The sequence below is a fragment of the Eubacterium sp. 1001713B170207_170306_E7 genome, from assembly GCF_015547515.1.
Lineage (GTDB): Bacteria > Bacillota > Clostridia > Eubacteriales > Eubacteriaceae > Eubacterium.
In genome coordinates this window covers 413740-440633 of sequence record NZ_JADMVE010000001.1, presented here as the reverse complement: position 1 = coordinate 440633, position 26894 = coordinate 413740, and the positions used below count along the sequence as shown (strand labels likewise).

Annotated in this window: 24 protein-coding genes; 2 read left to right on the top strand and 22 right to left on the bottom strand. The window is 54.9% G+C overall.

The window, feature by feature from the left end; translation table 11 throughout:
- Positions 1 to 105 precede the first annotated feature (105 nt).
- The 4 genes from der to I2B62_RS02200 all read right to left on the bottom strand — a co-directional run bounded on the left by der (position 106) and on the right by I2B62_RS02200 (position 4229).
- Positions 106 to 1425 carry a ribosome biogenesis GTPase Der gene (gene der / locus I2B62_RS02215; protein ID WP_195267338.1) on the bottom strand — a complete coding sequence of 440 codons (1320 nt, stop codon included), beginning with the start codon at positions 1423 to 1425 and terminating at the stop codon, positions 106 to 108.
- 11 nt (positions 1426 to 1436) lie between these two features.
- Positions 1437 to 2735 carry a DUF512 domain-containing protein gene (locus I2B62_RS02210; protein ID WP_347707784.1) on the bottom strand — a complete coding sequence of 433 codons (1299 nt, stop codon included), beginning with the start codon at positions 2733 to 2735 and terminating at the stop codon, positions 1437 to 1439.
- 102 nt (positions 2736 to 2837) lie between these two features.
- The gene (locus tag I2B62_RS02205) at positions 2838 to 3506 is read right to left on the bottom strand and encodes a DUF975 family protein (protein ID WP_243259421.1); all 669 of its coding nucleotides are present in this window, start codon (positions 3504 to 3506) and stop codon (positions 2838 to 2840) included.
- Between the two features lie 21 nt (positions 3507 to 3527).
- Positions 3528 to 4229: an epoxyqueuosine reductase gene (locus tag I2B62_RS02200; RefSeq protein WP_195267335.1), complete on the bottom strand. Its 702-nt coding sequence runs from the start codon at positions 4227 to 4229 to the stop codon at positions 3528 to 3530.
- An 87-nt stretch (positions 4230 to 4316) separates the two neighbouring features.
- On the opposite strand from I2B62_RS02200, the gene I2B62_RS02195 reads away from it, so the two are divergent.
- The gene (locus I2B62_RS02195) at positions 4317 to 4847 is read left to right on the top strand and encodes a DUF4364 family protein (RefSeq protein ID WP_195267334.1); all 531 of its coding nucleotides are present in this window, start codon (positions 4317 to 4319) and stop codon (positions 4845 to 4847) included.
- A gap of 47 nt (positions 4848 to 4894) precedes the next feature.
- On the opposite strand, the gene I2B62_RS02190 is transcribed toward I2B62_RS02195, so the two are convergent.
- The 7 genes from I2B62_RS02190 to I2B62_RS02160 all read right to left on the bottom strand — a co-directional run bounded on the left by I2B62_RS02190 (position 4895) and on the right by I2B62_RS02160 (position 15478).
- Complete coding sequence (locus I2B62_RS02190; RefSeq protein WP_195267333.1) at positions 4895 to 7582, bottom strand: calcium-translocating P-type ATPase, PMCA-type; 2688 nt, start codon at positions 7580 to 7582, stop codon at positions 4895 to 4897.
- Between the two features lie 335 nt (positions 7583 to 7917).
- A complete protein-coding gene (locus tag I2B62_RS02185) occupies positions 7918 to 9174 on the bottom strand; it encodes an ABC transporter permease (protein WP_195267332.1) in 1257 nt (418 codons plus the stop codon).
- The gene (locus I2B62_RS02180; RefSeq protein WP_279354762.1) at positions 9161 to 9889 is read right to left on the bottom strand and encodes an ABC transporter ATP-binding protein; all 729 of its coding nucleotides are present in this window, start codon (positions 9887 to 9889) and stop codon (positions 9161 to 9163) included. Before I2B62_RS02180 ends, I2B62_RS02185 begins: the two co-directional genes overlap by 14 nt.
- Complete coding sequence (locus I2B62_RS02175) at positions 9879 to 10865, bottom strand: HlyD family efflux transporter periplasmic adaptor subunit (RefSeq protein WP_195267331.1); 987 nt, start codon at positions 10863 to 10865, stop codon at positions 9879 to 9881. Before I2B62_RS02175 ends, I2B62_RS02180 begins: the two co-directional genes overlap by 11 nt.
- A 172-nt stretch (positions 10866 to 11037) precedes the next feature.
- A complete protein-coding gene (locus I2B62_RS02170) occupies positions 11038 to 12057 on the bottom strand; it encodes a HAMP domain-containing sensor histidine kinase (protein ID WP_195267330.1) in 1020 nt (339 codons plus the stop codon).
- Positions 12047 to 12751, bottom strand: coding sequence for a response regulator transcription factor (locus tag I2B62_RS02165; RefSeq protein ID WP_195267329.1), 705 nt, complete (start codon positions 12749 to 12751; stop codon positions 12047 to 12049). The genes I2B62_RS02170 and I2B62_RS02165 overlap by 11 nt, the downstream gene beginning before the upstream one ends.
- 90 nt (positions 12752 to 12841) lie before the next feature.
- Positions 12842 to 15478 carry a valine--tRNA ligase gene (locus I2B62_RS02160; RefSeq protein WP_195267944.1) on the bottom strand — a complete coding sequence of 879 codons (2637 nt, stop codon included), beginning with the start codon at positions 15476 to 15478 and terminating at the stop codon, positions 12842 to 12844.
- A gap of 227 nt (positions 15479 to 15705) precedes the next feature.
- Between I2B62_RS02160 and I2B62_RS02155 the strand changes: the two genes are divergently transcribed.
- Positions 15706 to 17013, top strand: a complete 1308-nt coding sequence (locus I2B62_RS02155) for a GHKL domain-containing protein (protein WP_195267328.1) — start codon at positions 15706 to 15708, stop codon at positions 17011 to 17013.
- 58 nt (positions 17014 to 17071) lie between these two features.
- On the opposite strand, the gene fabZ is transcribed toward I2B62_RS02155, so the two are convergent.
- The 11 genes from fabZ to accB are packed head-to-tail and all read right to left on the bottom strand — an operon-like array spanning position 17072 to position 26871.
- Positions 17072 to 17497, bottom strand: coding sequence for a 3-hydroxyacyl-ACP dehydratase FabZ (gene fabZ / locus I2B62_RS02150; RefSeq protein WP_058694969.1), 426 nt, complete (start codon positions 17495 to 17497; stop codon positions 17072 to 17074).
- 1 nt (position 17498) lies between these two features.
- Positions 17499 to 18734: a beta-ketoacyl-ACP synthase II gene (fabF, locus tag I2B62_RS02145; protein WP_195267327.1), complete on the bottom strand. Its 1236-nt coding sequence runs from the start codon at positions 18732 to 18734 to the stop codon at positions 17499 to 17501.
- Positions 18731 to 19468 (bottom strand): 3-oxoacyl-[acyl-carrier-protein] reductase, encoded by a 738-nt coding sequence (gene fabG, locus I2B62_RS02140; RefSeq protein ID WP_195267326.1) that lies wholly within the window; start codon positions 19466 to 19468, stop codon positions 18731 to 18733. Before fabG ends, fabF begins: the two co-directional genes overlap by 4 nt.
- Positions 19469 to 19482: 14 nt before the next feature.
- Positions 19483 to 20400 carry an ACP S-malonyltransferase gene (fabD, locus tag I2B62_RS02135; protein WP_195267325.1) on the bottom strand — a complete coding sequence of 306 codons (918 nt, stop codon included), beginning with the start codon at positions 20398 to 20400 and terminating at the stop codon, positions 19483 to 19485.
- Complete coding sequence (locus I2B62_RS02130) at positions 20397 to 21482, bottom strand: nitronate monooxygenase family protein (RefSeq protein ID WP_195267324.1); 1086 nt, start codon at positions 21480 to 21482, stop codon at positions 20397 to 20399. The genes fabD and I2B62_RS02130 overlap by 4 nt, the downstream gene beginning before the upstream one ends.
- On the bottom strand, positions 21466 to 22422 hold the full coding sequence (locus I2B62_RS02125; RefSeq protein ID WP_207735922.1) for a DUF561 domain-containing protein: 957 nt from the start codon (positions 22420 to 22422) through the stop codon (positions 21466 to 21468). The genes I2B62_RS02130 and I2B62_RS02125 overlap by 17 nt, the downstream gene beginning before the upstream one ends.
- Positions 22423 to 22460: 38 nt before the next feature.
- On the bottom strand, positions 22461 to 23399 hold the full coding sequence (locus tag I2B62_RS02120; RefSeq protein WP_195267323.1) for a beta-ketoacyl-ACP synthase III: 939 nt from the start codon (positions 23397 to 23399) through the stop codon (positions 22461 to 22463).
- Positions 23400 to 23401: 2 nt separating this feature from the next.
- Positions 23402 to 24208, bottom strand: a complete 807-nt coding sequence (locus tag I2B62_RS02115; protein ID WP_195267322.1) for an acetyl-CoA carboxylase carboxyltransferase subunit alpha — start codon at positions 24206 to 24208, stop codon at positions 23402 to 23404.
- Entirely contained in the window at positions 24208 to 25077 is an 870-nt protein-coding gene (accD, locus tag I2B62_RS02110) for an acetyl-CoA carboxylase, carboxyltransferase subunit beta (RefSeq protein WP_195267321.1), read from the bottom strand. Before accD ends, I2B62_RS02115 begins: the two co-directional genes overlap by 1 nt.
- Positions 25061 to 26425 carry an acetyl-CoA carboxylase biotin carboxylase subunit gene (gene accC / locus I2B62_RS02105; RefSeq protein WP_195267320.1) on the bottom strand — a complete coding sequence of 455 codons (1365 nt, stop codon included), beginning with the start codon at positions 26423 to 26425 and terminating at the stop codon, positions 25061 to 25063. The genes accD and accC overlap by 17 nt, the downstream gene beginning before the upstream one ends.
- A complete protein-coding gene (gene accB / locus I2B62_RS02100; RefSeq protein WP_195267319.1) occupies positions 26422 to 26871 on the bottom strand; it encodes an acetyl-CoA carboxylase biotin carboxyl carrier protein in 450 nt (149 codons plus the stop codon). Before accB ends, accC begins: the two co-directional genes overlap by 4 nt.
- Positions 26872 to 26894: the final 23 nt, after the last annotated feature.

The window sequence follows — 26894 nt, the reverse complement described above, 5'->3', positions numbered from 1 at the left end:
AAGGAATTCACTTTGCCCTCTTTCTCCCTGACTGAAAAGACGTTTCATTTTATCCTCCCTGTAAAAAAGGCCCGCTCCACCGCAGTGAAGGGGCCTGTATTCCGGTTAATCGTTCCGCTCACGCACAAAGAAACGAATGGGGGTGCCGTCAAAATCAAAGGTCTCCCGGATTTTGTTTTCCAGATAGCGCTGATAGGAAAAGTGCATCAGCGTCGCATCGTTGACAAAGACCACAAAGGTCGGCGGGTTGACGCCAGTCTGAGACGCGTAGAAGATTTTCAGGCGGCGGCCGCTCTTGGTTGGCGGCTGCTTCATCATGATAAATTCTGTCATAGCCTCATTGAGCTTGCCGGTGGTAATGCGTTTTTCCGCCTGGCTTTTGACATAATTAATGGTTTCGTAGATCTTGCTGACCCGCTGCCCGGTTTTGGCCGAGATGAACAGAATGGGCGCGTAGTCGATAAAGGACAGGGTGTCGCGGATTTCCCGCTTCATCTTATCCATGGTCTTGGTGTCCTTTTCCACAATGTCCCATTTGTTGACAATGATGATAGACGGCTTGGCGCGGTTATGGGCAATACCGGCAATCTTGGCGTCCTGCTCGGTCACGCCCTTTTCCCCGTCGATGAGCACCAGCACCACATCGCTCCGGTCAACGGCGGCGATGGCGCGCACGATGCTGTAGCGCTCAATGTCCTCGTATATTTTCTTCTTCTTCCGCAGCCCCGCGGTGTCGATGAGAGTATAATCCTGGCCGTTGTAGCGCACCTCGGTGTCGATGGCGTCGCGGGTGGTGCCCGGCACATCGCTGACAATAAGGCGGTCATGGCCCACCATCTTGTTGATCAGGGTGGACTTGCCCGCGTTTGGCTTGCCGATCACCGCGATTTTCAGGTTGTCGTTCTCCTGCTCCTCCTCGTCATAGACCTTTTTGACCCGTTCGATCACCTCGTCCAGAAAGTCGCCGAGGCCGAGGCCCTGTTCGGCGGAAATGGCGATGGGCTCGCCGATACCCAGGTTGTAAAATTCAAAAATATTGTTTTCCAGCTGCTGGCTGTCCACCTTGTTGACGGCCAGCAGTACATTTTTGCTGTGCTTGCGGATCATGTTCGCCACCTCTAAATCTGAGGCGGTCATGCCCTCGCGCCCGTCCACCAGCAGCACGATCAGGTCTGCCATGTCAATGGCCAGCTCGGCCTGAACACGCATCTGCAGTAAAATATCATCCTTGGTGTGGGGTTCGATCCCACCGGTGTCGATGAGTGTAAAATGGTGGTTCTGCCATTCCGCATCGGCGATGATACGGTCTCTGGTAACGCCGGGCGTGTCCTCCACAATGGCGATACGCTCGCCCACCAGCTTGTTGAACAGGGTGGATTTGCCCACGTTCGGGCGTCCCACCACTGCGACAATCGGTTTTGCCATAGTATTCCTCCTTATTTCATCGCTTCCAGAAAGGCCGCGCCGTCCACGGGGACAATGCGCACCTCTGCCTGAAGCGCCTTTTCAATATCTTCTGTTGTCAAATCGTCCAGCAGGTCATGGGTATGGCTGCGGACCATGTTCTCCGGAATCAGGTAGCGGTCAGCCCCCTGGGGCACCTGGCGGATAATATCCTGCCCGGTGACCAGGCCGGACACAGTGATGTCCCCGCCAAAAAAGTCGTTGACTACCGGGTAGACAGCAGGCTCCGCTCCGCAGACAGGGCGTACCTTCCCGGCACATTCCCGCATAAAATCTGCAGCCAGCCGTCCGGTGATAATGCCGACCCTGCGGGGTGCGTCGTTTCGACGGACCTGCCCGGCCTGGCTCAAGGCAGCCTCCAGCCCTTCCTTAAAATCTGTCATCATGCCCACGCCGTTTTCAATCTGCGGAAAGCCGTCGTAATAATCCGAATCCGGCAGGGCCTGGCCGGCCAGCAGGAAAAACTCGTCGCTGGCATAAACAAAATTGGTGCCGTACCGGCTGTGCATCCGGGCCTGAATATCCCCAATGATGGACAGGGTTTCCCTGGCGCCCGCCGTGTCAAATTTGTGAAGCTTTGCCAGCCCCTCCCGGTATTTGGAAAGGCCCACAGGCACCACGGATACCGAGGCCATCTGGGGGTAAAAGCCCATGAGGTCAGTCAGCGTCCGCTTCAGCTCATGGCCGTCATTGTAGCCCGGGCACAGCACAATCTGGCCGTTCATGCCGATGCCGTTATCGGCAAAATACAGCAGGGATTCCATAATCGACCCGGCAAAACGGTTGTGCAGCATGGCGCAGCGCAGCTCCGGGTTTGTCGTATGCACCGAGATGTTGATGGGCATGATCCGGTAGCGCACAATGCGCTCCATTTCATCCTCAGTCAGGTTGGTCAGGGTAACGTAGTTGCCCAGCAGGAAGGAGAGGCGCTCGTCGTCATCCTTCACGTACAGGGTTTCCCGCATTCCGGGGGGCATCTGGTCGATGAAGCAGAAAATACAGTTGTTCTTGCAGGTCCGGGTTTCCAGCATATTCTCATCAAATACCAGTCCCAGGTCCTCCTCAAAGTCCTTTTCCACATCCAGCTCCCAGAGCTCGCCGTCGGGCTTTTCGACCTCGATCAGGAGCTGCTCGTCCGCCTGCAGGTAACGGTAGTCCATGATATCCGCCACAGGCATTCCATTGATGGTGAGCAGTGCGTCGCCCTTTTCAATTTCCAGTTCTTCAAAAATGCTGCCCGGGGCAACACCCTCTATTTTAAATTTACCCACTATTTTTCTCACTTCATCTATTATTCTTCTGGGCTGAGGCATCGTTCAACAGCCTATAGCGCAGTTTTTTATTATATCATACTTTGCCCGGAAAGGGAAAGCTTAGTTTTGCTTCTGGAGCATAAAATGGTCGATGACCTCCTGCCGTTCTTCCTTGAGCCCCATATAAAAATTAGCGAAGGTCGCGTTCAGATAAGGCCCCACCACGATGATGGCAATGCCCAGGGTCACAATAACCAGGAGCCACCAGCCGATAAAGGTCAGGCACAGCAGAAAATACTCCAGCTTGTAATCCCGCATCATCAGCTTGCTCAGAGTAATGGCGTCCATAAAGGACAGCGCCTCATAATCGTTCAGCAGGTAGTAGGTCTGGGAATAGCTGATGGCCGCGATAATCCCCGGAATAATGAGCAGCAGCGCCCATAAAAAGGTGAAGATACCCATGGCCAGGTTGGCCAAAAAGCACTTGGCGAAGCGGTTAAAGCCCGTAAACAGGTCTGTTACGCCCGCCTCCCGGCCGTGGTACAGGTTCATGTAAAAGCGTGCAGCCCCATAGGACAGCGGCCCCGCCAAAATCAGAGACACAAGGTTGGATACCCGGTCATAGATTTCCGCGTCCAGATCCACGTGAAAAATCACCTTTTCCAGCAGCAGCATGATGGTCGGCACCCCGGCAATGGCCAGCCATGTGATGAACATGATCAGAATGGCCGGCCCCCAGTGCCCTTTAAGCTGTACCTTAGCGGACAGCTTCATGTCCTGGCTTGTCATATTTTTCAATTTCTTTTCCTCCTAATCCTCTGGCAGGTTCTTCCTGAAATGCGGGCAGCTCACCATGCACAGGCCGCAGACCGAGCCACGGCCAATGTGCTGATAGGCCGCCTTCATGTGCTCGCTGCAGCTGTGGGCGTCTATGAGCTGGCTGCGCTCCATGCCCGGCTCCCAGAGTCTTCCCTCAATGGACATGGACGGGCAGGCCTTTTTACAGGCCTGGCAGCTGCCGCACCTGCTCTTCGGCAGGACGGCCACCGTGTCCAGCGGCGCGTCAGTGAGCACCGTGCCCAGCCGAACTGCCGGCCCATAATCGTTGTGGATAAACAGGGCGCTCTTGCCGATCCACCCCATGCCGGCAAGGACAGCGGCCGTCTTGTGCGCAAAGAGCCCGCGGTAAGGGTTTCCGCCCTTTACAGACGGCAGCGACTGGGAGGCCGGAACCGCCACCGCCATTGCGCCCCCGGCCTCAAGGGCCAGCGTTACCCTCAGGGTAATCTCGTCGATCAGGCGGTTGACAATGCGGTAATGGCTGAAATAGGTGGCCGTAGGCGCGCCGTCCATCTGGGCCAGAATCCCCCTTGACAGGCGCACCACCACTGATACGGCTGACGGGTAGCCCAAGCTCAGCCCGCCGGGCAGGCCGCTTAAATCCGCGAAACCGACCTGGGCCGCCCCGAGCCCCCTGGCCAGCGCCTCTGTTTTTTCATTTAATGGATTCATAAAAATCTTCTCCTTTTACCACATTTGTTTTTGAATCTATGCTATAATGATAGGGTAACTTCAATTTTTCCAAGGGAGGTTCATCGCGTGCTTAATACTCAACATCAGGCTGAAGATAAGCTTATTATACTATACGTACTCAATAAAATCAAAACCGGCATCACCCGCGAGCAGGTGGCTTTTATCATTATCGAAAACCTGCAGATGAGTTATTTTGACATTCAGCTCTACATCGACAACCTCATCGAGGATGATTTTATCCGTCTTTACCAGATGGATGATGATAAAACCGTAGTCGCCATTACCGCCAAGGGCCGGGAGACCCTGAATATTTTTGAGAAGGACATCCCCGCCTATATCCGTGAAATGCTGGAGCTTTACATTTCGCAGAACCGGGACCGCATTTTCAGAGAGGTCAAGGTCATCGGCAATTATACCAAAAACACCGACGGCGATTACCAGGTGCAGCTCAAGCTCCATGAAAACAACATTGTCCTGATGGAGCTGAACATCAACACCCCATCCCAGAAGCAGGCGCTGAACATCTGCGACAACTGGAAAAATGACACGCAGAACCTTTACGCTTCCATCATCAAGCTGCTCACCCAGACCAATTAATTCAAATCAAAAAGCCCGCAGACCTTTGCCGTCTGCGGGCTTTATTTTTATTTGTCCCGGCGGATAAGCCGGCCGATAAGCTTGGTGATTTCCACCACCAGCAGCGGCGCCAGCGATGCGGCTACAATGATCAGCCATTCCTGAGGATTCAGGAAGGTCACACTGAACAGCGGGTGGGCCGCCGGTATCAGAATAACGGACAGCTGCAGCACAGCCGAGATCAGAATCGCACCCCACAGGTACCGGTTGGTAAAGAACTGTCTGCTGAATACCGATTTGCTCTCAGACCGGACATTGAGCACATGGGTCAGCTGAGACAGGCCCAGCACTGCAAAGACCATGGTGCGGCCCTCGTCCAGGCCAAAGTGGGAGTAACCATAATTAAAGACGAACAGCGAGATAGCAGCCAGCACAACGCCCTGGAAAATAATGCGTCCGCCCAGACCGTGGGCAAAGATGCTCTCCCTGGGGTCTCTGGGTTTCTTGGTCATGATGTCCTCGTCGTTCTTTTCAACCCCCAGAGCCAGCGCAGGCAGACTGTCCGTAATCAGGTTGATCCACAAAATATGCACTGGCAGCAGGGGCTGTATCCAGCCGATGAGCGTGGCGATGAACAGGATCAGGATTTCGGCGATATTACAGGACAGCAGGAAGTGAACCGCCTTTTTGATATTCTCATAAATGCCCCGGCCTTCCTTGACCGCAGACACAATGGTGGAGAAATTATCATCGGTCAGAATCATTTCCGCCGCCTCCTTGGACACGTCGGTGCCCGTAATGCCCATGGCGCAGCCGATGTCGGCCTTCTTGAGGGCCGGCGCGTCGTTGACGCCGTCGCCGGTCATGGCGACCACAGCGCCCTTTTTCTGCCAGGCGTCCACAATCCGCACCTTATGCTCAGGCGACACACGGGCGTACACGGCCACATGGTCGATCTTTTTCTCCAGCTCCGCGTCGGTCATGTTGTTGAGCTCGGTGCCAGACAGGGCAATGCTGTCCGGGCCGTAGATGTCCAGATCCTTCGCGATGGCCACCGCGGTATTTTTGTGGTCCCCGGTGATCATAACCGTCTTGATCCCCGCCGTATGGCACTCGTGGATAGAATCCTTGACCTCCACGCGCGGCGGGTCGATCATGCCCGTCAGGCCCACAAAGGTCATATCGTTTTCCAGCTCTTCCATGGTCACCTCAGGCTCGCTGTCATAGCGTTTAAAGGCAAAGCCCAGTACCCGGTAGGCATCGTCGGACAGGGTTTCATTGGCCTCTTCGACCGCCGCTCTGGCCGCTGTGTCAAAGGGCAGAGCCGCGCTCTCATAGGGAATGCTGCCCATACCCTTGAGGTAATTTGTACAGCGACTCAGCAGCACGTCGGGCGCACCCTTGGTAAAGCTGTAATAGTGTCCGCCGTCCTTGTGCACAGTGGTCATGAGCTTGCGGTCCGAATCAAAGGGGATTTCATTGATTCTTGGGTATTTCTCAAGATACTCGTTTTTCTGATAGCCGAGGCTGGCCGCGTAGGCCACCATGGCGACCTCTGTGGGATCCCCGATCTCCTTGACGCCACTGTCGTCCGTCACGATGGACGCGTCATTGCAGAGCAGGCCGATCCGCACCACCAGGCGCTCGCTGTCGGTAAAGCCGTCGTCCTTGATATCCTCAGCGTCCACAATCCCGTCATTGGCGTAGACCTTTTTAATGGTCATTTTATTCTGCGTCAGGGTTCCGGTTTTATCCGAGCAGATCACCGACGCTGCGCCCAGGGTCTCAACCGCGGGCAGCTTCCGGATAATGGCATGCTTGGCCACCAGCCGCTGGGTGCCCATGGCCAGCACCACGGTAACGATGGCGGGCAGGCCCTCGGGAATGGCGGCCACTGCCAGGCTGACAGCGGTCATAAACATTTCCAGCATATCGCCGCCCCGCACCAGGCCGATAAAGAAGATCACAATACACGCGCCCAGACAGCCCACTGCCAGGATTTTGCCCAGCTCCGTCAGCCGTTTCTGCAGCGGCGTCTGCATGGATACGGTGCCCTGGATCATGCCGGCGATCTTGCCGATTTCCGTGTCCATGCCGGTTTTAGTCACAATGAACTTGCCCCGCCCGTAGGTTACCGTGCTGCTCATATAAACAGCGTTGAGCCGGTCGCCCAGCGGCGTTTCAGGGTTGCTGATGTCGGCGAGATCCTTCTCTACCGCCACCGATTCCCCCGTCAGGGCCGATTCCTGTATCTGCAGGGCCGCGGACTCGATGAGCCGGCCGTCTGCCGGCACATTGTCCCCGGCGTCCAGATAAACCACGTCCCCCGGCACCAGATCCTCGGCCTTAATGACCGTCTGCACGCCGTTTCTGAGCACCTTGGCTTCGGGTATGGTCAGCTTTTTCAGCGCCTCCATGGAGTTCTCAGCCTTATTTTCCTGCACCATCCCAATGACGGCATTGAGGATAACGATGATTAAAATTAAAACAGCGTCGCTGATTTCTCCCAGAAAGCCGGATATGACCGCCGCCGCGACCAGTACCAGGATCAGGAAATCCTTGAACTGTTCCAAAAACATCCGCAGCAGCGATTTCCGCCTGCCCTCTGCCATCTTGTTCTTGCCGTAGGTTTCCTGCCGCTGCGCTGCCTGGGCGTCGGTGAGGCCCGTGCGCGCGTCGGTGTCGTAGACTTTTTCGGTCTCCGCTGCCGACAGCAGAAAGGGTTCCCTTGGCTTGTTGCTTTCTTCGTTTGTCATTCTGTCCTCCTTGATTTATGAATAAAAAGACCCTTATCTCTAGATTACCCCGCCTGCCCAAAGACAAACGCGAAATTAGAAATAAAGGTCTTACTCTCAAGTATAACGCTTGATGCTTAGCCGGAGCTTTCGCTCGAAATGACGACTAAGCAGCTCCTTAATGGTTGAGTTACTCCCCTTTTGGGTGCTTTTTATTTAGTTGATTTACTCTATTTTAGCACTTCAACCACAGGAAGTAAAGATAAAATTTAGTCCCTGGTATCAGGACTCACATTTTACAGAGAAGGTCTTTATTCAAGATCAGAATCCTTTCTCTGCAAAATGCGTTTGCTTCGTTATTCGTATCGCAGCGCCTCGATGGGGTCAAGCTTGGCCGCCTTGTTGGCCGGGTAGTAGCCAAAGAACACGCCGATGGCCATGGAGAAGCCGACCGCCAGGGCGATGGAACCGACCGACGGCACGACCGTGGTCTGGAGCAGCAGCCCGCCGAGGGCGCCAAAGCCCGCGCCCAGCAGGATGCCCAGGATACCGCCGATGATACAGATGATCATGGACTCAACCAAGAACTGTATGCGGATTGCGCTATTAGGCGCACCCAGGGCCTTGCGCACCCCAATCTCACGGGTACGCTCGGTGACGGATACCAGCATGATATTCATAACCCCGATCCCGCCGACCAGCAGCGAGATGCCTGCGATGACCGCGATGGCCATGGATACCTGCGACATGGCGCTGTTCATTTCCTTCATGATGCTTTCCATGCTCTGCGCCTCTACCTTGCTGTTGCTGTTTTCAGGATAGAATTTGTTGAAATAGGCAGCTGCCTTGGTGGCCAGCTCTGTCGAGCTGACATTCGGCGAGGCCATGAGCATGACCATGCTGTAGCCTTTGGTGGTGTCGTTTGTGATGCTCTTGGCCGTTGTATAGGGAATGTAAGCCGTGGAGCGGCCGCTGCCGCCCATTGCGGCCATCATGGCGCTCTGGGTCGCGTCCTCCATGGGGTCCTGGTAAACCCCTACGACGTAAAAGCTCTCTGTCCCGTAGGTGGTCTCCACTTTTATTTCCTTCCCGATGGGGTCGCTGTTCGCGCCGTACAGGTTCTGCTTCATAATACTGGAGATAACAATAACGTTCTTTTCACCCTCGACATCCCGGTCGCTGATGGCGCGGCCCTGGATGATCTTGACATTCTCAACCGTGAAGTAATCATGGTTCGCGCCGGTGATTTTCATCTCCTGCTGCGGGATCACATCGACGGTTTTGGCCGCCCCGACGTTATTGCTGATCTCAAGGCCCTCAATCTCATCGCCGTAGCGCTCTCTGAAGCGTTCGATCATCTCGTCGGTAATGTTATCCTCATCGCTGTTGGAGTAAGTGCCGTCCACGTCCTTAGGCATGACGTACAGCTGAATGTTGCGCCCGCCCACGTTGGAGAGGGTCTCATTCAGCGTATTGGACATGGCGTCCCCAAGGGAGGTAATGGCAATGACTGAGGCAATCCCGATAATGATGCCCAGCATGGTCAGCAGCGCCCGCATTTTGTTGGCGCGCAGCCCCTCCAGGGCCAGTTTAATATTCTCAAGCAAGTTCATTGTGTCGCTCCAATCTCACCCCGGTACCTGCCCGGGTGCCGACGATGCTGCCGTCACTCAGCGTGATAATCCGCTCGGTTTCATCGGCCAGCTCGGGATTATGGGTGATCAAAATAATGGTTTTGCCCTGCTTTTCATGCAGCTCATGGAAAATATCCATGACCATCCGTCCGGTTTTACTGTCCAGCGCACCGGTGGGCTCATCGGCCAGAATGATCGACGGGTTATTGGCCATGGCACGGGCGATAGCGATACGCTGCTTCTGTCCGCCGGAAAGCTCATTGGGACGGTGCTTGGCCCGGTCCGACATATCCACCAGCGCCAGCAGCTCCTCTGCCCGCTCCCGGCGCTCCGCCTTGGGCATGCCCGAGTACAGCATGGGCAGCTCCACATTGCTGAGGGCCGTGGAACGCGGGATCAGGTTAAAGGTCTGGAACACAAAGCCGATTTTCTGGTTTCGGATCTTTGAGAGCCCGCTGTCCTTGATGGTACTGACCAGCAGCTGGTCCAGATAGTATTCGCCTTCTGTGGGCCGGTCAAGGGCGCCGATGATGTTCATCAGCGTGGACTTGCCGGAGCCGGATGCCCCGATAATGGATATAAATTCGCCCTCTAAGACTTCCAGATCAAGGCCATGAAGGATTTCAAGCTCATTGGGCGAACCCACATAGAAGCGCTTCACAATGCCCTTCATCTCGATGATCTTATTGCGCATTGGTGTCTCCTCCGGCCGTATCGGTCTGAACCGTCCCGTCGCCGCCCGACTGCTGCAGGGTAACGGAATCGCCGGCCTTAACCTTGTCGATGTCGGTGATGATCTGCATGCCATCTGTCAGCTGATCGCCTGAAATTTCAATGGCAAAGTCGGTTTCGGTACCCGTGGTGACCGGCACCTCCTTCACCGTGTAGACGCCGTCCTTGGGGTCTGCGGCCACCAGCACACAGCTCTCATTGTTGGCGTTGGTGGTCAGCACGTCAAAGGGAACGCTGTAAACACCGTTCCGTTCTTCAACGATGATGTTAAGGCGGGCCTTCATCCCGATCAGCAGGCCGCTGATATCAGAGTCAATGCTGACCCGGGTTTCAAATTCCGGATTCTGGCTGCCCGAAGAAGCGGCCGCCGCGCTGGTACCCGAGGCGCTGGACTGCTTAACCGCTGTGGGCGCAATGCTCTGTACCGTACCGGTGTATTCCTTGTCGCCAGTGGCATCGGTTTTGATGGTTACCTTCATTCCCGGCTGTACGGTGCCCACGTCTGCTTCCTTGATGTTGGTGATCACACGCAGGCTGTTGGTATCTTCGATGGTAAAGAGCACACCATTGGCCGGCGCGCCGTTCTGGGCGTTGATGGCTGTGATCGTGCCGGAGGTCGTGGCTTCCACCCGCTCCCAGGTATCACTTTTTTCTTCGTACAGGCGGCAGAGACGGTCGCCCTTTTCAACCCATTCACCGACAGATACGTCGATATCCCAAACCGGAATACCGGTCATATTGCTGACCTGCTCAACGTAGGTGCTCTCCACTGTCCCGTTGCTCGAAACCGTTCGCTGAAGATTGGTCTTCTCAAGGGCTGTGGTTTTGACAGCGGCTGCCTGCGGCTGGCTGGTGCGCGAACAGGCCCAGACGCCCAGCGCCAAGACAACGACTGCCAGTATGACAAGCGTAATAATGATACTTTTTTTCTTATTCATGGTGCCTCCATTAATTGTTTTGTTGTGAATCATTTTAACATAAAAACATGAAGAAATTCGGGATGAAATCTAAAGATTTTATTAATATTCATCATGTAATCGTCCATCATGTGTTCTTTTTGCGGTGCAAAGCAAAAAAACAAGCTTAAGCTGTAGGGACACAGCGTTTCGGCTAATACAGCGGCAGCGTCCAGATCGCCACAAACTCACCCTTCTCAATCCAGCTCTTAAAGGACCCCTCATGGCGTTCCGCGATCTTTTCACAGGTTTTCAGCCCAATGCCGAAGCTCTCGACGCCGCTGCTTTTGCGCACCTGGTTGGTCTGGATAATGCGCAGGGTATCCGGCTCCAGCATCACGTCAAAGCAGATGGGCCACCTGGGGTCGGCGTATTTCAGGGCGTTGGAGCAGAGGTTGTCAAAAACGCGCCGGAACTGCTGAATATCCACATTGATGGCAAAGCCCTGCTCGATGCTGTCCTTCACCTCGACCTTCAGGCCCTTTTCCTCCAGCAGAAAGACACTTTCGGATAAAACCTGTGCCAGCAGCTCGTTGCCGTCGATCAGCTCGTAATGGAACATGACCTCCTCATTTTCTGCCACCGAGTGGGTGAAAAGGGCGGTGGAAAGGTTTTTAATCTGATAGGCCTTTTCCAGGGCGTTATTGATATATACGGCCTCCTCCTCAGCGCTTTTGACCTTGCCGTCCCGGATCAGGTCCAGATAACAGATCACTGAGGTCAGCGGCGTCCGGATATCGTGGGATATGGCGGTGACCATCTCGTGGTTCTCCCGGATAGCTGTTTCCCGCTCGTCGATCTGCTTCTGCAGGGTCCGGCGCATGGCGTTGAGCTGGATGGCCAGAGAGGTCAGCTCATCATTGCCCTCCACCGGAATGGGGTACTCCAGCCCGCCGCCCTCGATGATCTCAATGCCGTGCTCCAGAGTATGGATATAGCGGATTTTTTTATGGAACAGCTTCAAAAACACAATAAAGAGCACTGCAATGGTGACCATGTAGGCAAAAAGCTCTACGGTTTCGCCGGAGATGCCATTCTCCCGGATGAAGCAGGACAGCAGCAGTGTGGTGGCAACGCCCGAGGCCAGAGCGATGACAAAGGCGATGCCAAAATATTTCATGACGGTCAGCCCAAGCCTGGAGCGGAAAATGCTCTCCTCCTGCCTAGTCAACATAGTAGCCCTTTCCCCAGGCGGTCTTGATATACTGCGGCTCCTGGGAGTTGTCCCCGAGCTTTTTGCGCAAGTTCCGGATATGCACCATGACTGTGTTGTTGGCCGAATAGAAGTAAGGCTCGTTCCAGATGCTCTCATAAATATTCTGGGCTGAGAACACCTTTTTCCGGTTGTCCATCATCAGCTCCAGTATCCGGTACTCAATATCGGTCAGCGTGACAATTTCTCCGGCGATCTCAACATTCTGCGCGTCCTTATCCAGCGCCAGGTCCCGGATCACCAGCCTGTTGCTTTTCTGCTCCGGCGCGCTGCCCTGATAGACGTAGTACCGGCGCAGCAGGGACTTGACCCGGGACACCAGCTCGGTGTAGGAAAAGGGCTTTGACAGGTAGTCGTCGCCGCCGACTGAGAAGCCCATTACCTTGTCGGAATCCTGGTCCTTGGCGGTTAAAAACAAAATGGGCACCCGTGTCTTTTCCCGGATCTCAGAGCAGGCCTTGTAGCCCGATTTCTGTGGCATCATAACGTCCAGTATGATCAGGTCAACGGAGCTGTCCGTTCTGTCCACTGCCTCCTGCCCGTTTTTGGCCTGGACGACCTCAAAGCCCTCCGCTGTCAGCAGAATCTCCACCAGCTCGCAAATGTCCTGATTATCGTCTGCAATCAAAATCCGTTTCTTTCCTTCCTCGTTCATGGGAACTCCTTTCATTTAGTCGGCAATAAATACAACTTTCCTCTAAAGAAAAAGCGGAAGTCTCCTTCCGCCCTGTTCTGTTTTATTTTCTTACTTGTTGTAATAGGCTAAACGTTCCAGCACCTTATCCAGCATTTCCTGGTATTTGCGCTGCTTTTCACGCTCGCCCTCCACGACCTTCTCAGGGGCCTTATCGGTAAAACCCTTGTTGGACAGCTTTTTGTCCACACGGTCCAGCTCTTTCTCAAGCTTGGCCTTCTCGCCGCTCAGACGCTCGATTTCCTTTTCCTTGTCCACCAGCTCGTCCATGGACAGGAACAGCTCTGCGTCTTCGACGACAGCGCTCACATAGTTTTCCTGTACCTCCTCCTTGACAATGGCAGAGATACCGGAGACAGAGGCCAGCTTTTCAAAATAAACGGCGGACTTGAGCATCAGCTCATTGTGTCCGGCATTGCCGGTGATGACAAAGAGCTGCGTTTTCTTGGCGTTTGGCACATCCATCTCGGAACGGATATTGCGGATGCTCTTGATACAGGCCATCAGGAATCGGACGTCGTCCTCATCCTGCGAAAAATGCAGCGCGTCATCGTATTCCGGCCATTCGGAAACAATGATGGCTTCGCCCGCACCGGGCAGGTAGCCGTAGATTTCTTCGGTGATGAATGGGATAACCGGGTGCAGCAGCTTGAGAATATTGGTCAGCACCACGTTCAGGGTATACTGGGCCGCTGCCTTGGTGGCTTCGTCGTCGCCGTACAGTCTTGGCTTTACCAGCTCGATATACCAGTCACAGTATTCGTTCCAGGCAAAATCGTAGATCTTCTGGGCGGCGATTCCCAGCTCGTATTTATCCATGTTCTGTGTCACATCGCGCACAACGTCGTTCATGCGGCTCAGAATCCATTTATCGGTATTTTCCAGATTGGCAAACGCAGTGTCCTGCTGGTCCATGATGTTTTCATCCAGGTTCATCAGCACAAAGCGGGCGGCGTTCCAGATTTTATTCAGGAAGTTTCTGCTGGCTTCCAGCTTTTCATCCTGCCAGCGGATGTCGTTCCCCGCGGAGTTCCCTGTGATGATCGAGAAACGCAGAGCGTCGGCTGAGAACTCTTCGATGATTTCCAGCGGGTCGATGCCGTTGCCCAGGGATTTGCTCATCTTACGCCCCTTGGCGTCACGGATCAGGCCGTGAATATAGACATCGGAGAAGGGAACCTCGTCCATTATGTGCAGACCCATAAAGATCATGCGCGCAACCCAGAAGAAAATAATATCGTAGGCTGTCACCAGCACACTGTTCGGGTAGAATTTCTCCAGGTCCTGGGTTTTTTCCGGCCAGCCCATTGTGGAGAAGGGCCACAGTCCGGAGCTGAACCAGGTATCCAGAGCGTTTTCGTCCTGTGTAAAGTGGGTTCCTCCGCATTTCGGACAGACTCCGGGCATTTCCTTGGCTACGACCATTTCGCCGCAGTCATCGCAGTAGTAGGCAGGGATCTGGTGTCCCCACCACAGCTGGCGGGAAATGCACCAGTCACGGATGTTTTCCATCCAGTTAAAGTAAATCTTGCTGAAACGGTCCGGCACAAACTGGGTATCGCGGTTTCTGACGGCCTCAATGGCGGGTTTTGCCAGAGGCGCCATCTTTACAAACCACTGCTCAGAGGTCATGGTCTCAACCGTGGTGCCACAGCGGTAACATTCGCCGACGTTATGGACATGGTCTTCGATTTTTTCAAGCAGTCCCAGCGCCTTCAGGTCCTCCACAACAGCCTTGCGGCATTCGTAACGGTCCATGCCGGCATATTTGCCCGCCAGCTCGTTCATGGTGCCGTCCTCGTTCATGACATTGATCTCTTCGAGGTTATGGCGTTTTCCGACTTCGTAGTCATTGGGATCGTGGGCCGGGGTCATTTTAACCACGCCGGTTCCAAATTCCATATCCACATAATCATCGGCAACCACGGGGATTTCCTTGTTCACCAGCGGCAGGATAACGGTTTTACCCACCAAATCCTTATAGCGCGCGTCATTTGGGTTCACCGCCACGCCGGAATCGCCCAGCATGGTTTCCGGACGGGTGGTGGCAACAGTCACGTAGCCGTCGCTGCCCGCGATGGGGTAACGGATATGCCACAAATGGCTGGCCTGCTCGGCGTACTCGACCTCTGCGTCGGACAGGGCGGTTTTACAGTCGGGGCACCAGTTGATAATACGGCTTCCCTTGTAGATCAGCCCCTCCTCGTACAGACGGACAAAGGTTTCCTTGACGGCCTCGCTGCAGCCCTCGTCCATGGTAAAGCGTTCACGGTCCCAGTCGCAGGAGGCTCCGAGCTTTTTAACCTGCTCACGGATACGGTCTTTATAGGTTAAGGCCCAGTCCCAGGCGCGTTTGAGGAATTCCTCACGCCCGAGCTCTTCCTTGGTTTTGCCTTCCTCGTTGCGGATTTTTTCAACCACCTTCACTTCAGTGGCGATGCTGGCGTGGTCCATACCCGGCACCCAGAGTGCCGCATAGCCCTGCATTCTCTTGAAGCGGGTGAGCACATCCTGAAGGGTATCGTCGAAGGCGTGGCCCATGTGCAGCTGTCCGGTAATGTTCGGAGGCGGCATCACAATGGTAAAGGGCCTGCCGTCGGGGTGCACCTCGGGTTTAAAATAGTCCTTTTCCTGCCACCAGGCATATATACGGCTTTCTACGTCCTTGGGGTCATAGACTTTTGACATTTCTTTTTTCAATCTGCTTACCTCTCTCTATGCTCATGTTTTTATTAAACTGCGATCAATTTTTTCGATATTTTATTATTATACCAAACCATCGCCTATTTTAAAAGGGCGGACTGAAAATTAGTTGTAAAATAAGCGTTTGACAATCGGGCCTTTCTGTCGTATATTTAAACAGACATACTCCCTTGTAATCCCAGAGGAGGCATCTGCGGAAAGGAAACTGGAAAATGGATAAAGCAATCGCTGTCATGGAAAGCATGGTGTCATCACCCTTAGGCCTCATTTATATCAGCATTCTATCGGATGGATGGCGTTTTTCAAAAAAGGTTACCCGCTGGCTGGTGCTGTTCTTCATTGCCCTCTTATTTCTTGCCGATATCCTCATTGTATTCAATGTTGAGACGACCCAGTCCGCAAAATCGTCGATCTCAATCTTTAACATTATCGCCTGCGGCCTCTTTTACTTCCTGATTTACAGGCACCTTGGCGGGCGGATGCTGTTCAATTTTTTCAGCGCCTGCCTGTTTATCTTTATCAGTGACACGCTGAGCGACAGTGTCTTTTACTCAACGGCTCAGATTCATGTCCTTATCAAGCTGTTTGTCTTTCTGTTTATCGCGCTGCTGCTGTACCTGTTTTTCAGGAAACCCTTCCTTGAGGTTTTCAGAGCTATCCGGGGTGAATGGTGGTGGCTTATGACGATTCCGGTGTCGCTCAGCTTTGTGTTCGCAATGATCATCATGCTCCCCGGCCCCTTATACCAGCATCCGGAAATGCAGCCGCAGGCCCTGTTTATGTGTGTGGCTGTCGTCTGTGTCTATGTCGCCTTCTATATTGTGTTCCGAAATATGAACCGCCGTAACCAGATTGAGAAAAGCTACGAGCTGCTCCAAATGCAGATGTCCTTTATCGAGAAGCACACTGCGACGCTCCAGAAAATGGATGAGCAGGTCAGAATGTACCGCCACGACATGCGCCATTATGCCCAGCTCATTAACACCTGTGTCACAAACCGGGACTGGTCCTCCATTCAGAAGGTGGTCGACTCGATGGACACTGGTCTTAATGCCACTCAGAACAGCGGCCAGCTCCAAATATATACCGGAGAGATGATCGTGGACGGGGTGCTTTCTTTTTTCACAGAGAAGCTGGAAAAGGAACAAATTGACTATACCATCCTGTTGGAGACGCCGTCTGAAAAGCGGATCGACATCACAGAGTTCTCTGTTATGCTGTCAAACGCCATCGAAAACGCCTGGAACGCCTGCCGGGCAATGGATACCGGCGTTCAAAAAAGCATCCGCATTACCGGCAGGCAGCAGCACTCCCAATACTTTCTGGAAATTGATAACACCTGCGCCAACGATGTGGTCTTTGACGGGGACGGAATGCCGGCCGGCTCGAAAAAAGGACACGGCTACGGCACCCAGAGCATCGCAGATTTCGCATCGCGCTATCATGGTTTCCTGAAGTTTACCTGTGCGGACAACTGCTTCCGGATGCGCCTGATTTTACCCTGTCCAAAGGAAAACTAGGCCGGCGGACAAAAAGAGAGGGCCATTCCCCATATCATCGGGGAATGGCCCTCTTGCATTACTGCTGAACCGCGAACATCAGCTCACACTTTACGGCTTTTTCGCCATCGACGGTTGCCAGCGCGTCGGCAAAGCCGATACCTGCCCGGAAGCCCTTAAAGGTGACGTCCAGGGTCAGCTTGTCTCCGGGAATGACCTGGCGGTGGATACGAGCCTTGTTGATGCCCGCAAACAGCGCGATTTTGCCCTTGTTTTCCTCTTTTGACAAAAGCAGCACCGCGCCCGCCTGCGCCAGCGCCTCAATGACCAGAACGCCGGGCATGACATGCTGCTGCGGGAAATGCCCCATAAACTGCATTTCATTGGCTGTGACACATTTAACGCCTACCACATGGTCTCCCTCCATCTCAATGATCTGGTCTACCAGTAAAAAGGGATAGCGGTGTGGAATGATTTCCTGTATCTGATTAGAATTGAGCAGCATCTTAGTCCTCCCATTTCGCGAACGCCAGGGTCGCGTTGTGTCCGCCAAAGCCAAAGGAATTGGAAATGGCACAGCGAATGTCCTTTTTCACTCCCTCATTGGGCACGACGTTCAGGTCGCATTCCGGGTCCGGCACCTGATAATTCAGGGTTGCCGGCACAAAGCCGTCCTGAAGCGCCTTGACCGTGATTACGGCCTCCACAGCCCCGCTGCCGCCCAGCAGATGGCCTGTCATGGACTTGGTGGAGGAAATCATCAGTTCTTTGGCATGACCGCCGAAAAGCGCCTTGACCGCGGCTGTTTCACCCTTATCGTTCAAGGCTGTGCTGGTCCCGTGGGCGTTGATGTAATCCACAGCCTCAACGGCCAGCCCTCCGTCCTTCAGCGCATTATTCATGGCTTTCACCGCGCCGCTGCCGTCCTCAAGGGGCGCGGTAATGTGGTGGGCGTCACAGCTGGTGCCGTAGCCCACGACCTCGGCGTATATCTTCGCGCCTCTGGCCTTTGCGTGCTCCAGCTCCTCCAGCATCAGGATACCTGCGCCCTCACCCATGACGAAGCCGCTGCGCTCCTTATCAAAGGGGATGGAGGCGCGTTTGGGGTCGTCGCCGCTGTAAAGCGCGCGCATGGACTGAAAACCCGCAATGCCAAGGGGCGTAATGGTGGATTCGCTGCCGCCGGCCGCGATAACATCCTCGTAACCGAAACGAATGCGGTGGAAGGCCTCCCCGATGGAATTGGTGCCTGAGGCGCAGGCCGTCACACTGCTGGAGCAGATACCCCTTGCCTGCAGATCAATGGCAATGTTGCCCGGCGCCAGATTGACAATGGCCATGGGGATAAAGAAGGGCGAAACCCTTCCCGGCCCACGGCTGTTCAGGGTCTCGGTGGATTCCTCAATCTTGCGCAGTCCGCCGACGCCTGAGCCCACAATGACGCCGAAGCGGTCGCGGTCAAGCCCGGATTCCTCCAGCCCCGCGTTCGCATAGGCCTGCTTGGCCGCAATGCGGGCAAACTGGGTAAAGCGTTCGTTAAACTTCATCTCCCGCTTGCTGAAATACTGCTCTGTGTCCAGATCCTTAACCTCTGCGGCCAGCTTAACCTTATAGTCGCTGGTATCAAAGGCGGTGATTTCTCCCACGCCGCAGCGGTTTGCCCTTACGCTCTCCCAGGTTTCGTCAAGGGTGTTGCCAATCGGGCAGACAATGCCCATGCCTGTTATCACAACGCGTCTCATATGTTCATACCTCCGTCAATGCTGAATACCTGTCCGGTCATGTAATTGCTCTTATTCCCTGCCAGAAAAACGGTCAGGTCTGCCACGTCCTGAGGGGTGCCATAGCGTTTGAGGGGAATCTGGTTCATGATTTCCTCCTGCACCTTTTCGGACAGGGCGCTGCTCATATCGCTCTCGATAAAGCCTGGCGCAATGGCGTTGGCGGTGATGTTTCTGGACGCGAGCTCCTTGGCGGTTGTCTTGGTCAGAGCGATGACCCCTGCCTTGCTGGCCGCGTAGTTCGCCTGTCCGGCGTTGCCGCCAATACCGACCACTGAGGCCATGTTGATAATCTTGCCCTTCTTTTTCTTCAGCATCACCTTGGATACGTGCTGAATACAGTTAAAGCAGCCCTTGAGGTTGGTGTCGATGACTCGGTCAAAGGCTTCCTCCTTCATGCGCAGGATCAGCGCGTCGTCAGTGATGCCCGCATTGTTGACCAGCACGTCGATGGTTCCAAGCTCAGCGGCCACCTGATCCACCATCTCCTTGACCGCGGCGTTATCCGCCACGTTGCACTGGCAGGTCATGGCACGGACGCCAAAGGCCTCACATTCTTCTTTAACAGCGGCTGCCTTTTCGGCGTTCCCGTTGTAGTTGATGGCTATGTTATAGCCCTCCTTCGCCAGATTCAGAGCAATGGCTCTGCCGATTCCCCGGCTGGCACCGGTGATCAATGCTGTTTTATTTTCCATTTTTATCTCCTGATTTAACGAAGCGCTTCGCACACGGCTTCGTAAGTCTCCATATTTTCTACGTTCATCACTTTAACTGACCGGTCGATCTTTTTGACAAAACCGCTGCAGGCTTTACCCGGGCCCACCTCGATGAAAGTGTCCACACCCATATCAATCATGCGGCGGATCCCCTTCTCAAAATAGACGGATGAATGGATCTGCTGCACCAGCACATCTCTTACCGGTCTTGTCTCAACCTCTCCGCTCACGTTGGAAACAACCGGGATCGACGGCGTTCTGATCTCAACCGTATCCAGCAAATCCGAAAGCTCCTTCGAGGCGTCAAGAAGCAGTGAGGAATGAAAGGCGCCGCTGACATTGAGCGGCATGACACGGCGTACACCGCGCTCAAGAAGCAGGGCTCTGGCCTTTTCCACCGCCGGGGTCTCACCGCTGATTACGATCTGCCCCGGGCAGTTATAGTTCGCCACCTCGCAGATACCTGAATCAGAAACATCTGCGCAGGCCTGCTGAATGGTTTCAGCGTCAGCCCCTAATACCGCTGCCATCATACCCGTTCCCTTGGGCAGGGCATGTGCCATGAGCTGGCCCCTTTTGCGCACGATTCTCAGGGCGTCCTCCAGCGTAAATGCGCCGCCGTAGGTCAGAGCTGTGTACTCGCCAAGGCTCAGCCCGGCTGTAATGTCCGGGACGATGCCCTCCTTTTTCAGGCAGTGCGCCATCACATAGGATGTGATCAGCAGACAGCTCTGGGCATAGGCGGTATCATTGACTCTGTCCTCCGGCCCTTCAAAGCAGCATTGTGCCAGATCGAAATCCAAGTCGTTATTCGTATAGAAATCCCGGACCTCTGGAAAGGCATCGTAAAAGTCCTTTCCCATGCCCACCTTCTGGGCGCCCTGTCCGGCAAATAAAAATGCAGTTTTCATCTTTCCTCCATTAATCTACTGGCTTCATTCATACAGCTTTCCATGATCTCCCGGACGCTGGTCAGCGTCTTCATGCGATGGGCGTTGGTTCCGCAGAAGAACAGGCCTTTGTCCGCGTCGCCCTCTACCGCGGCGATCAGCGCGCTCTGAATACAATAAGGTGCCTTGGCCGGGTCGCAGGGCTTCAGACAGTCCACGCATTTTGCCGGCGGAATACGGCCCTCCTGAACCAGTCGGTCGATCAGGGCTGTTTTTACCGCTCTTCCCGGAAAGCCGACCGGGCTTTTGACAATCTGAATGTCTTTTTCTTCTGCGTTCAGCAGCACGGTCTTATAGGCGTCTACGCCGTCGCATTCATGGGTGCCGATAAAGCGGGTCGCCATCTGCACTCCGTCCGCACCCAGCTTCAGAAAGCGGGCAATATCCGCTCCGTCGTAGATGCCGCCCGCTGCAAAGATGGGGATTTTCCGCCCGAATTTTTCTTCAAAGACGGCGGTTTCCCGCTTGACATCCGCGAGAATCGCTTCAAGAGAAGGGCATTTGCCCTCCAGCAGGTCGCTTTCCTTGAAGCCAAGGTGTCCTCCGGCCAGAGGACCCTCGATCACAATAAAATCCGCGGTACGCCCGTAATGCTTGTCCCAGGCTCTCAAAATAAGTCTGGCAGCCCGTCCGCTGGACACAATGGGCGCAATGGCCACACCATCATCCTCTACGTATTTGGGCAGCTCCAGTGGAAGCCCGGCTCCGACGATGATGGCGTCCACCCTGGCATCCACCGCGGCACGCACATAGGCCTCAAAATTTTTGAGAGCCGCCATGATGTTGACGCCGAGCAGCCCTCTGCCGCCGGCGATCTCACGGGCCTTTTGAACCTCGCCTGCAAAGCCGCGCACATTGGCGGCCAGGTTGTTTTCCAAAAAGTCCGGCTCCCGATAGCCCGGATGGGCCATGGATAAAACACCCATACCGCCGTTTTTCATCACGCTGCCCGCCAGATTCGCAAGGGAAACGCCAACGCCCATACCGCCCTGGATAATCGGGATCTCCAGCAGCTTGTCCTTAATCTTAACGCTCTGTATCATAGATCAGTTCCTGGCTTCTTTTCTCAAAGGCCTTCTTCTCTTCTGCCGCTTCTGCCAAAAGCGTGTCGATGATCTGTGAAAAAGGCTTAACCTCTTTACACATGGCGGCCACCTGGCCCATCATCAGAGAGCCGTTTTTCACGTCGCCCTCCACCACGGCTTTTCTCAGAGAACCCAGCGTCAAGCGTTCCATTTCTTCCCGTTCAATGCCTTCGCGCTCGATTTTAAGGTACTCGGTCGTCATGGCGTTTTTCAGAACACGCACTGGTGCGTTCAGGCTTCTGCCTGTCACAACGGTATCGCGGTCCTTTGCCTTGATGACAGCTTTTTTGTAGTTTTCGTGGATCGTGCATTCCTCGGCCAGAAGCAGACAGGTTCCAATTTGGATTCCCTCCGCTCCCAGGCAAAGGGCGGCGTTGAGCTGGCTGCCGGAAGCGATGCCCCCGGCCGCGATCACAGGCACATCCACCGCTGCGGCGACCTGCGGGACGAGCGACATGGTGGTAATATCACCGATATGTCCGCCGGATTCCGTTCCCTCTGCGATGATGGCGTCAGCTCCGTTCTGTGCCAGCCGTTTGGCCAGCGCCACGCTTGCCACCACCGGAAAGATCTTCACGCCGGCTTCCTTCAGCGCGTCCAGATATTTGCCCGGATTTCCTGCGCCGGTGGTTACTGCCGCGACCTTCTCTTCGATTAAGACTGCCATGATGTCATCGGAATAGGGGTTCATGAGCATGACGTTAACGCCAAAGGGCTTGTCGGTCAGCTCACGGCAGCGGCGAACCGCCGCCCGTGCTTCCTCCCCGGTCATGGAGCCGCTCGCGATGATGCCAAGGCACCCGGCATTGGAGGCTACCGCCGCAAATTCCGGGGTGGCGATGTTCGCCATCGCGCCCTGGATGATGGGATATTTTATATTTAACAATTGATTAATCAAAATTCTGTACTCCTTGTCGCTTCTTCATTTATACCATTCTATACTTCTATTAACGCTCCGGCCCAGGTAAAGCCCGCGCCAAAGCCTGCCATGATCACCTTCATACCGGGCTTCAGCAGACCTTTTTCAGCCATCTCCGCATAGGCGATGGGAATGCTGGCGGACGAGGTGTTGCCGTAGCGGTCAATATTGACATAAACCTTGCTCCGGTCGATTCTGGCCTTTTTGGCTACATAGTCGATAATACGGATATTGGCCTGATGCGGAATGATCCAGTCAATGTCGGCGATGGTAAGTCCGGATTTCTCCAGGGCTTTATCCACGGCCTCCGACATGGCTTTTGTGGCAAAGCGGAAAACCGCGTTGCCGTCCATGGTTACCGGCTGATGCACCGGCAGCGATTTTGTCTCCAACGCACCGGAGGAATCTCCTCTGGCTGCCGCGTAAAAGCAGGTCTTTCTGGCGGCGTCCGCCTCCAGCACCATGGCGCCGGCGCCGTCGCCAAAGAGCACGCAGGTGCTCCGGTCCTTCCAGTCCAGCACATTGGAGATCACCTCAGCCCCCACCACGCAGGCGCGTTTTACCTGTCCGGTCTCCAGCAGGGCCGAGGCCACATTCATGGCATAGAGATAGCCCGAGCAGGCCGCGTTGACATCAAAGGCCATAATGGGCAGCTCCTTTATCCCGAGCTTTTCCTGAATCAGGCAGGCGCAGGAGGGCGTGAAATTTTCCGGGGTAAAGGTCGCGGTGACAATGCAGTCAATATCCTCTGGCTTCAGCCCGGCGCGCTCAATGGCTCTGGCGGCCGCTGCGCATCCCAGATCAGAGGTGGTTTCACCTTCAGCGATAAAGCGCGCACTGATGCCGGTCCGGCTCTTGATCCACTCATCGCTGGTATCCACCCTCTTAGCCAGATCGTCGTTGGTCACACAGTTTTCCGGTACGGAAAAAGCGCTTGACAATACTCGTATTCCCATTTCTACGCTCCTATTCTCCGGAACTTTTCATAGCGCTCTGCTGTCAGCTCCGCTGTTTTCTTACGGCTTAACGCCTTCAGGTCCCGCCCGATCAGGGCGTCCATCTGTGAAACCACGAAATCCATACACTGCTCTACACCATCTGCTGGTTCGCTGATGATTTCATCCACAATGCCCTTGCGGTGCAGATCCGAAGCGGTAAGCTCCATAACCTCCGCCGCCTCCTGCACGCGGGAATCGTCCTTCCACAGGATGCTCGCAAAGCCTTCGGGGGACAGCACGGAATAGACGGCATGCTCCATCATATAAATCCGGTCGGCCACACTCAGGGCCAGCGCGCCGCCGCTGCCGCCCTCTCCGATAACCAGACAGAGCACCGGCACTTTAAGGTCTGAAAAAGCCCTGAGGCATTCGGCAATGGCCGAGGCCTGTCCACGCTCCTCCGCGCCTTTACCCGGGTAAGCGCCCGAGGTGTCCACAAAGGTGATGACCGGCCGCTTAAACTTTTCGGCCTGCCGCGCGAGGCGCAATGCCTTGCGGTAGCCCTCCGGGTTCATCATCCCAAAGTTACGGTCAAGGTTTTCCTGTAGGTTGGTTCCTTTATTCTGGGCCAGAATCGTAACCGGCTGACCGTGAAAAAATCCGACGCCTGCCAGTAATGCATGGTCATCGCCGTACAGACGGTCGCCATGCAGCTCCATAAAGCCGTCAAACAACGCGTCCACGTAGGCCTGAGCCCGTGTGCGTTCCGGCCGTCTGGCCATCATCACCTTATCCCAGGCGGTCAGTTGTCTTTTTTCTTCTGTCATCAGCCTCTCCTCTCATGCAGGACCAGCAGCTTTTCGATGGTTGCTTTCATCTGGCTGCGGTGCACAATGGCGTCAATGGCGCCCTTTTCCAGTAGAAACTCCGCCTTCTGGAAATTGTCCGGCAGCTTTTCCTTGATGGTATTCTCAATCACACGCTTGCCCGCAAAGCCGATGAGGCTGTCCGGCTCGGCGATGAGAATATCCCCCAGGGTCGCAAAGCTGGCGCTGACGCCGCCAGTGGTCGGGTTGGTCAGAACACTCAGATAAAAGCCGCCGGCTTCTGCAAAACGCTCAAGGGCGGCGCTGGTTTTAACCATCTGCATCAGCGAGACAATTCCCTCCTGCATCCGCGCGCCCCCGGAGGCGCAGAAGATCACAAGGGGCAGCCTCTTTTTGGCGGCCAGCTCGATCAGGCGCGTGATCCGTTCTCCCACGGCGCTGCCCATACTGGCCATCATAAAGCGGCTGTCCATCACAGCCACAGCGGTTTTTCTGCCGCCGATTTTCCCGACGCCGGTCAGCACGGCCTCGGACATGCCGGTCTGGCGCTGACAGGCATCCATCTTCTCTGTATAGCCTGGGAACGCATCGGTATCGGGGTTGACCACGTTTTTGTCAATGGCTGAAAAGCTTCCCCCGTCGCAGACCTGACGCACCCGTTCTCTGGCGCTGAGCTTATAATGATAGCCGCATTCGGGACAGACGTACAGGTCATGCATCAGCGCCTCGGATGGGGTGCTCGCCTTGCATTTCGGGCAGGTGATAAACACGTTGTCCGGTATGTCCCGGCCCTGCTTATCCTTGATGGCGTGGCGCAGTGTCTTGAACAGCGTCAGCTTGTTTTTTCTTTCCTTAAACGATTGTTCCATTATCCTTCAGCTCCTGTACAAAGGTATCGACATAGCCGGTATCAAAGCGGCCCTTAATAAACTCCGGTTCGTGCATCAGCACGTATAAAAATTCCACATTGTTGGGAACACCCTCGACGATCAGCTCCTCCAGGGCAATCCGCATTTTCTTAATGGCCTCCAGACGGGATTCGCCGTTTGTGATACATTTTAAGATCATGGAATCATAGTAGGGCGGGATGTCGTAGCCGTTGTAGATGGCGGTATCCACCCTCACCCCTCTGCCGCCCGGAAGGTTGAGAAAGCTGATGTGCCCCGGCCGCGGGGCAAAATCGGCGCTCACATCCTCAGCGTTGATCCGGCATTCGATGGCGTGGCCCAGGCAATGGATGTCCTCCTGGCTCAGGCCGCACTTCTTTTTATCCGCAATGCGTATCTGCTGTTTGATCAGGTCGATGCCTGTAATCATTTCGCTGATGGTGTGCTCGACCTGTATCCGGGTGTTCATCTCCATAAAATAATAATGCTCCGCGCCGTCCCACAGAAACTCAATGGTTCCCACGCTGTTATAACCCACGTACCGGCAGGCTTTGACCGCGTCGGCAGTCATGGCCGCCCTTACCTTTTCGGGCAGGCAGCAGCAGGGCGCTTCCTCAACGATTTTCTGGTTGCGGCGCTGGAGTGAGCAGTCCCGCTCATAGAGATGCAGGACATTGCCGTAATGGTCGGCCAAAAGCTGCACCTCGATATGCTTGGCGCCCCGCACCACCTTCTCGACATAGACCCCGTCGTCGCCAAAGGCGGTCCGGGCCTCTGCCCGGGCGGTGGTGTAGGCGTCGATAAAATCCTCCTCGGTTTCTGCGACACGCATGCCGCGTCCGCCGCCGCCGCTCCGCGCCTTGATGAGCACCGGAAAACCGATGTCTTGGGCAACCCGGAAGGCTTCGTCCAGCTCTGCAATGCCTCGGGAACCGGGAATAACGGGCACGCCGGCCTCGATCATGGTTTCCTTGGCTCTTGCCTTATTGCCCATCATCTCGATGACATCGGCGTCCGGGCCAATAAAAATAAGCCCGCATTGTTCAACCAGACGCGCAAAGGCTGGATTCTCGGATAGAAACCCAAAGCCCGGATGGATCGCATCGCAGCCGGTGAGACAGGCGGCGCTTAAAATACGCTGCATATTCAGATAGCTTTCGTCAGACCTCGGGCCTCCGATGCACACCGCCTTGGTGGCGTACTGCACATGGAGTGCGTCCTTGTCTGCTGTCGAATAAATCGCCACGGTTTCGATGCCCATTTCCTTGCAGGTCCGGATAATACGGACGGCGATCTCTCCCCGGTTGGCGATTAAAATACGTTCAATCATCGGGCCTCTCCAATACAAATGATCTTTTCATCATATTCCACCATGGTTTCATTGTCCACATTGATGGCGGTAATGGCGCCGTCACGGTCGCTGCGGATCTCATTCATCATTTTCATGGCCTCAATGATGCACAGAAGGTCTCCCTTCCTGACGGTATCCCCTATATTGACCAGAGGCTCTCCGTCCTTGATGTTGGAACGGTAGAAGGTGCCTACCAGCGGCGATTTTACCCAGTGGCCGCTGGCCTCCCCGCTGACTTCATCCATGCTGGCCTCCGGCACTTCCGCCGGAACCATGGGCTGTTCGACAGCCGGTGCGGCAGCCGCTGCGGCGCGCTCCATTCCTTTTTCGAGTTTTATCGTAACGTCCCCGCTTTGCAGCTCCATTTTTGAAAGGTCGGAGCTGTCAAAAATCTGGACTATTTTTTCAAGTTCATTAATGTTCATCCATTTACCTGCCTGTGGGCGCC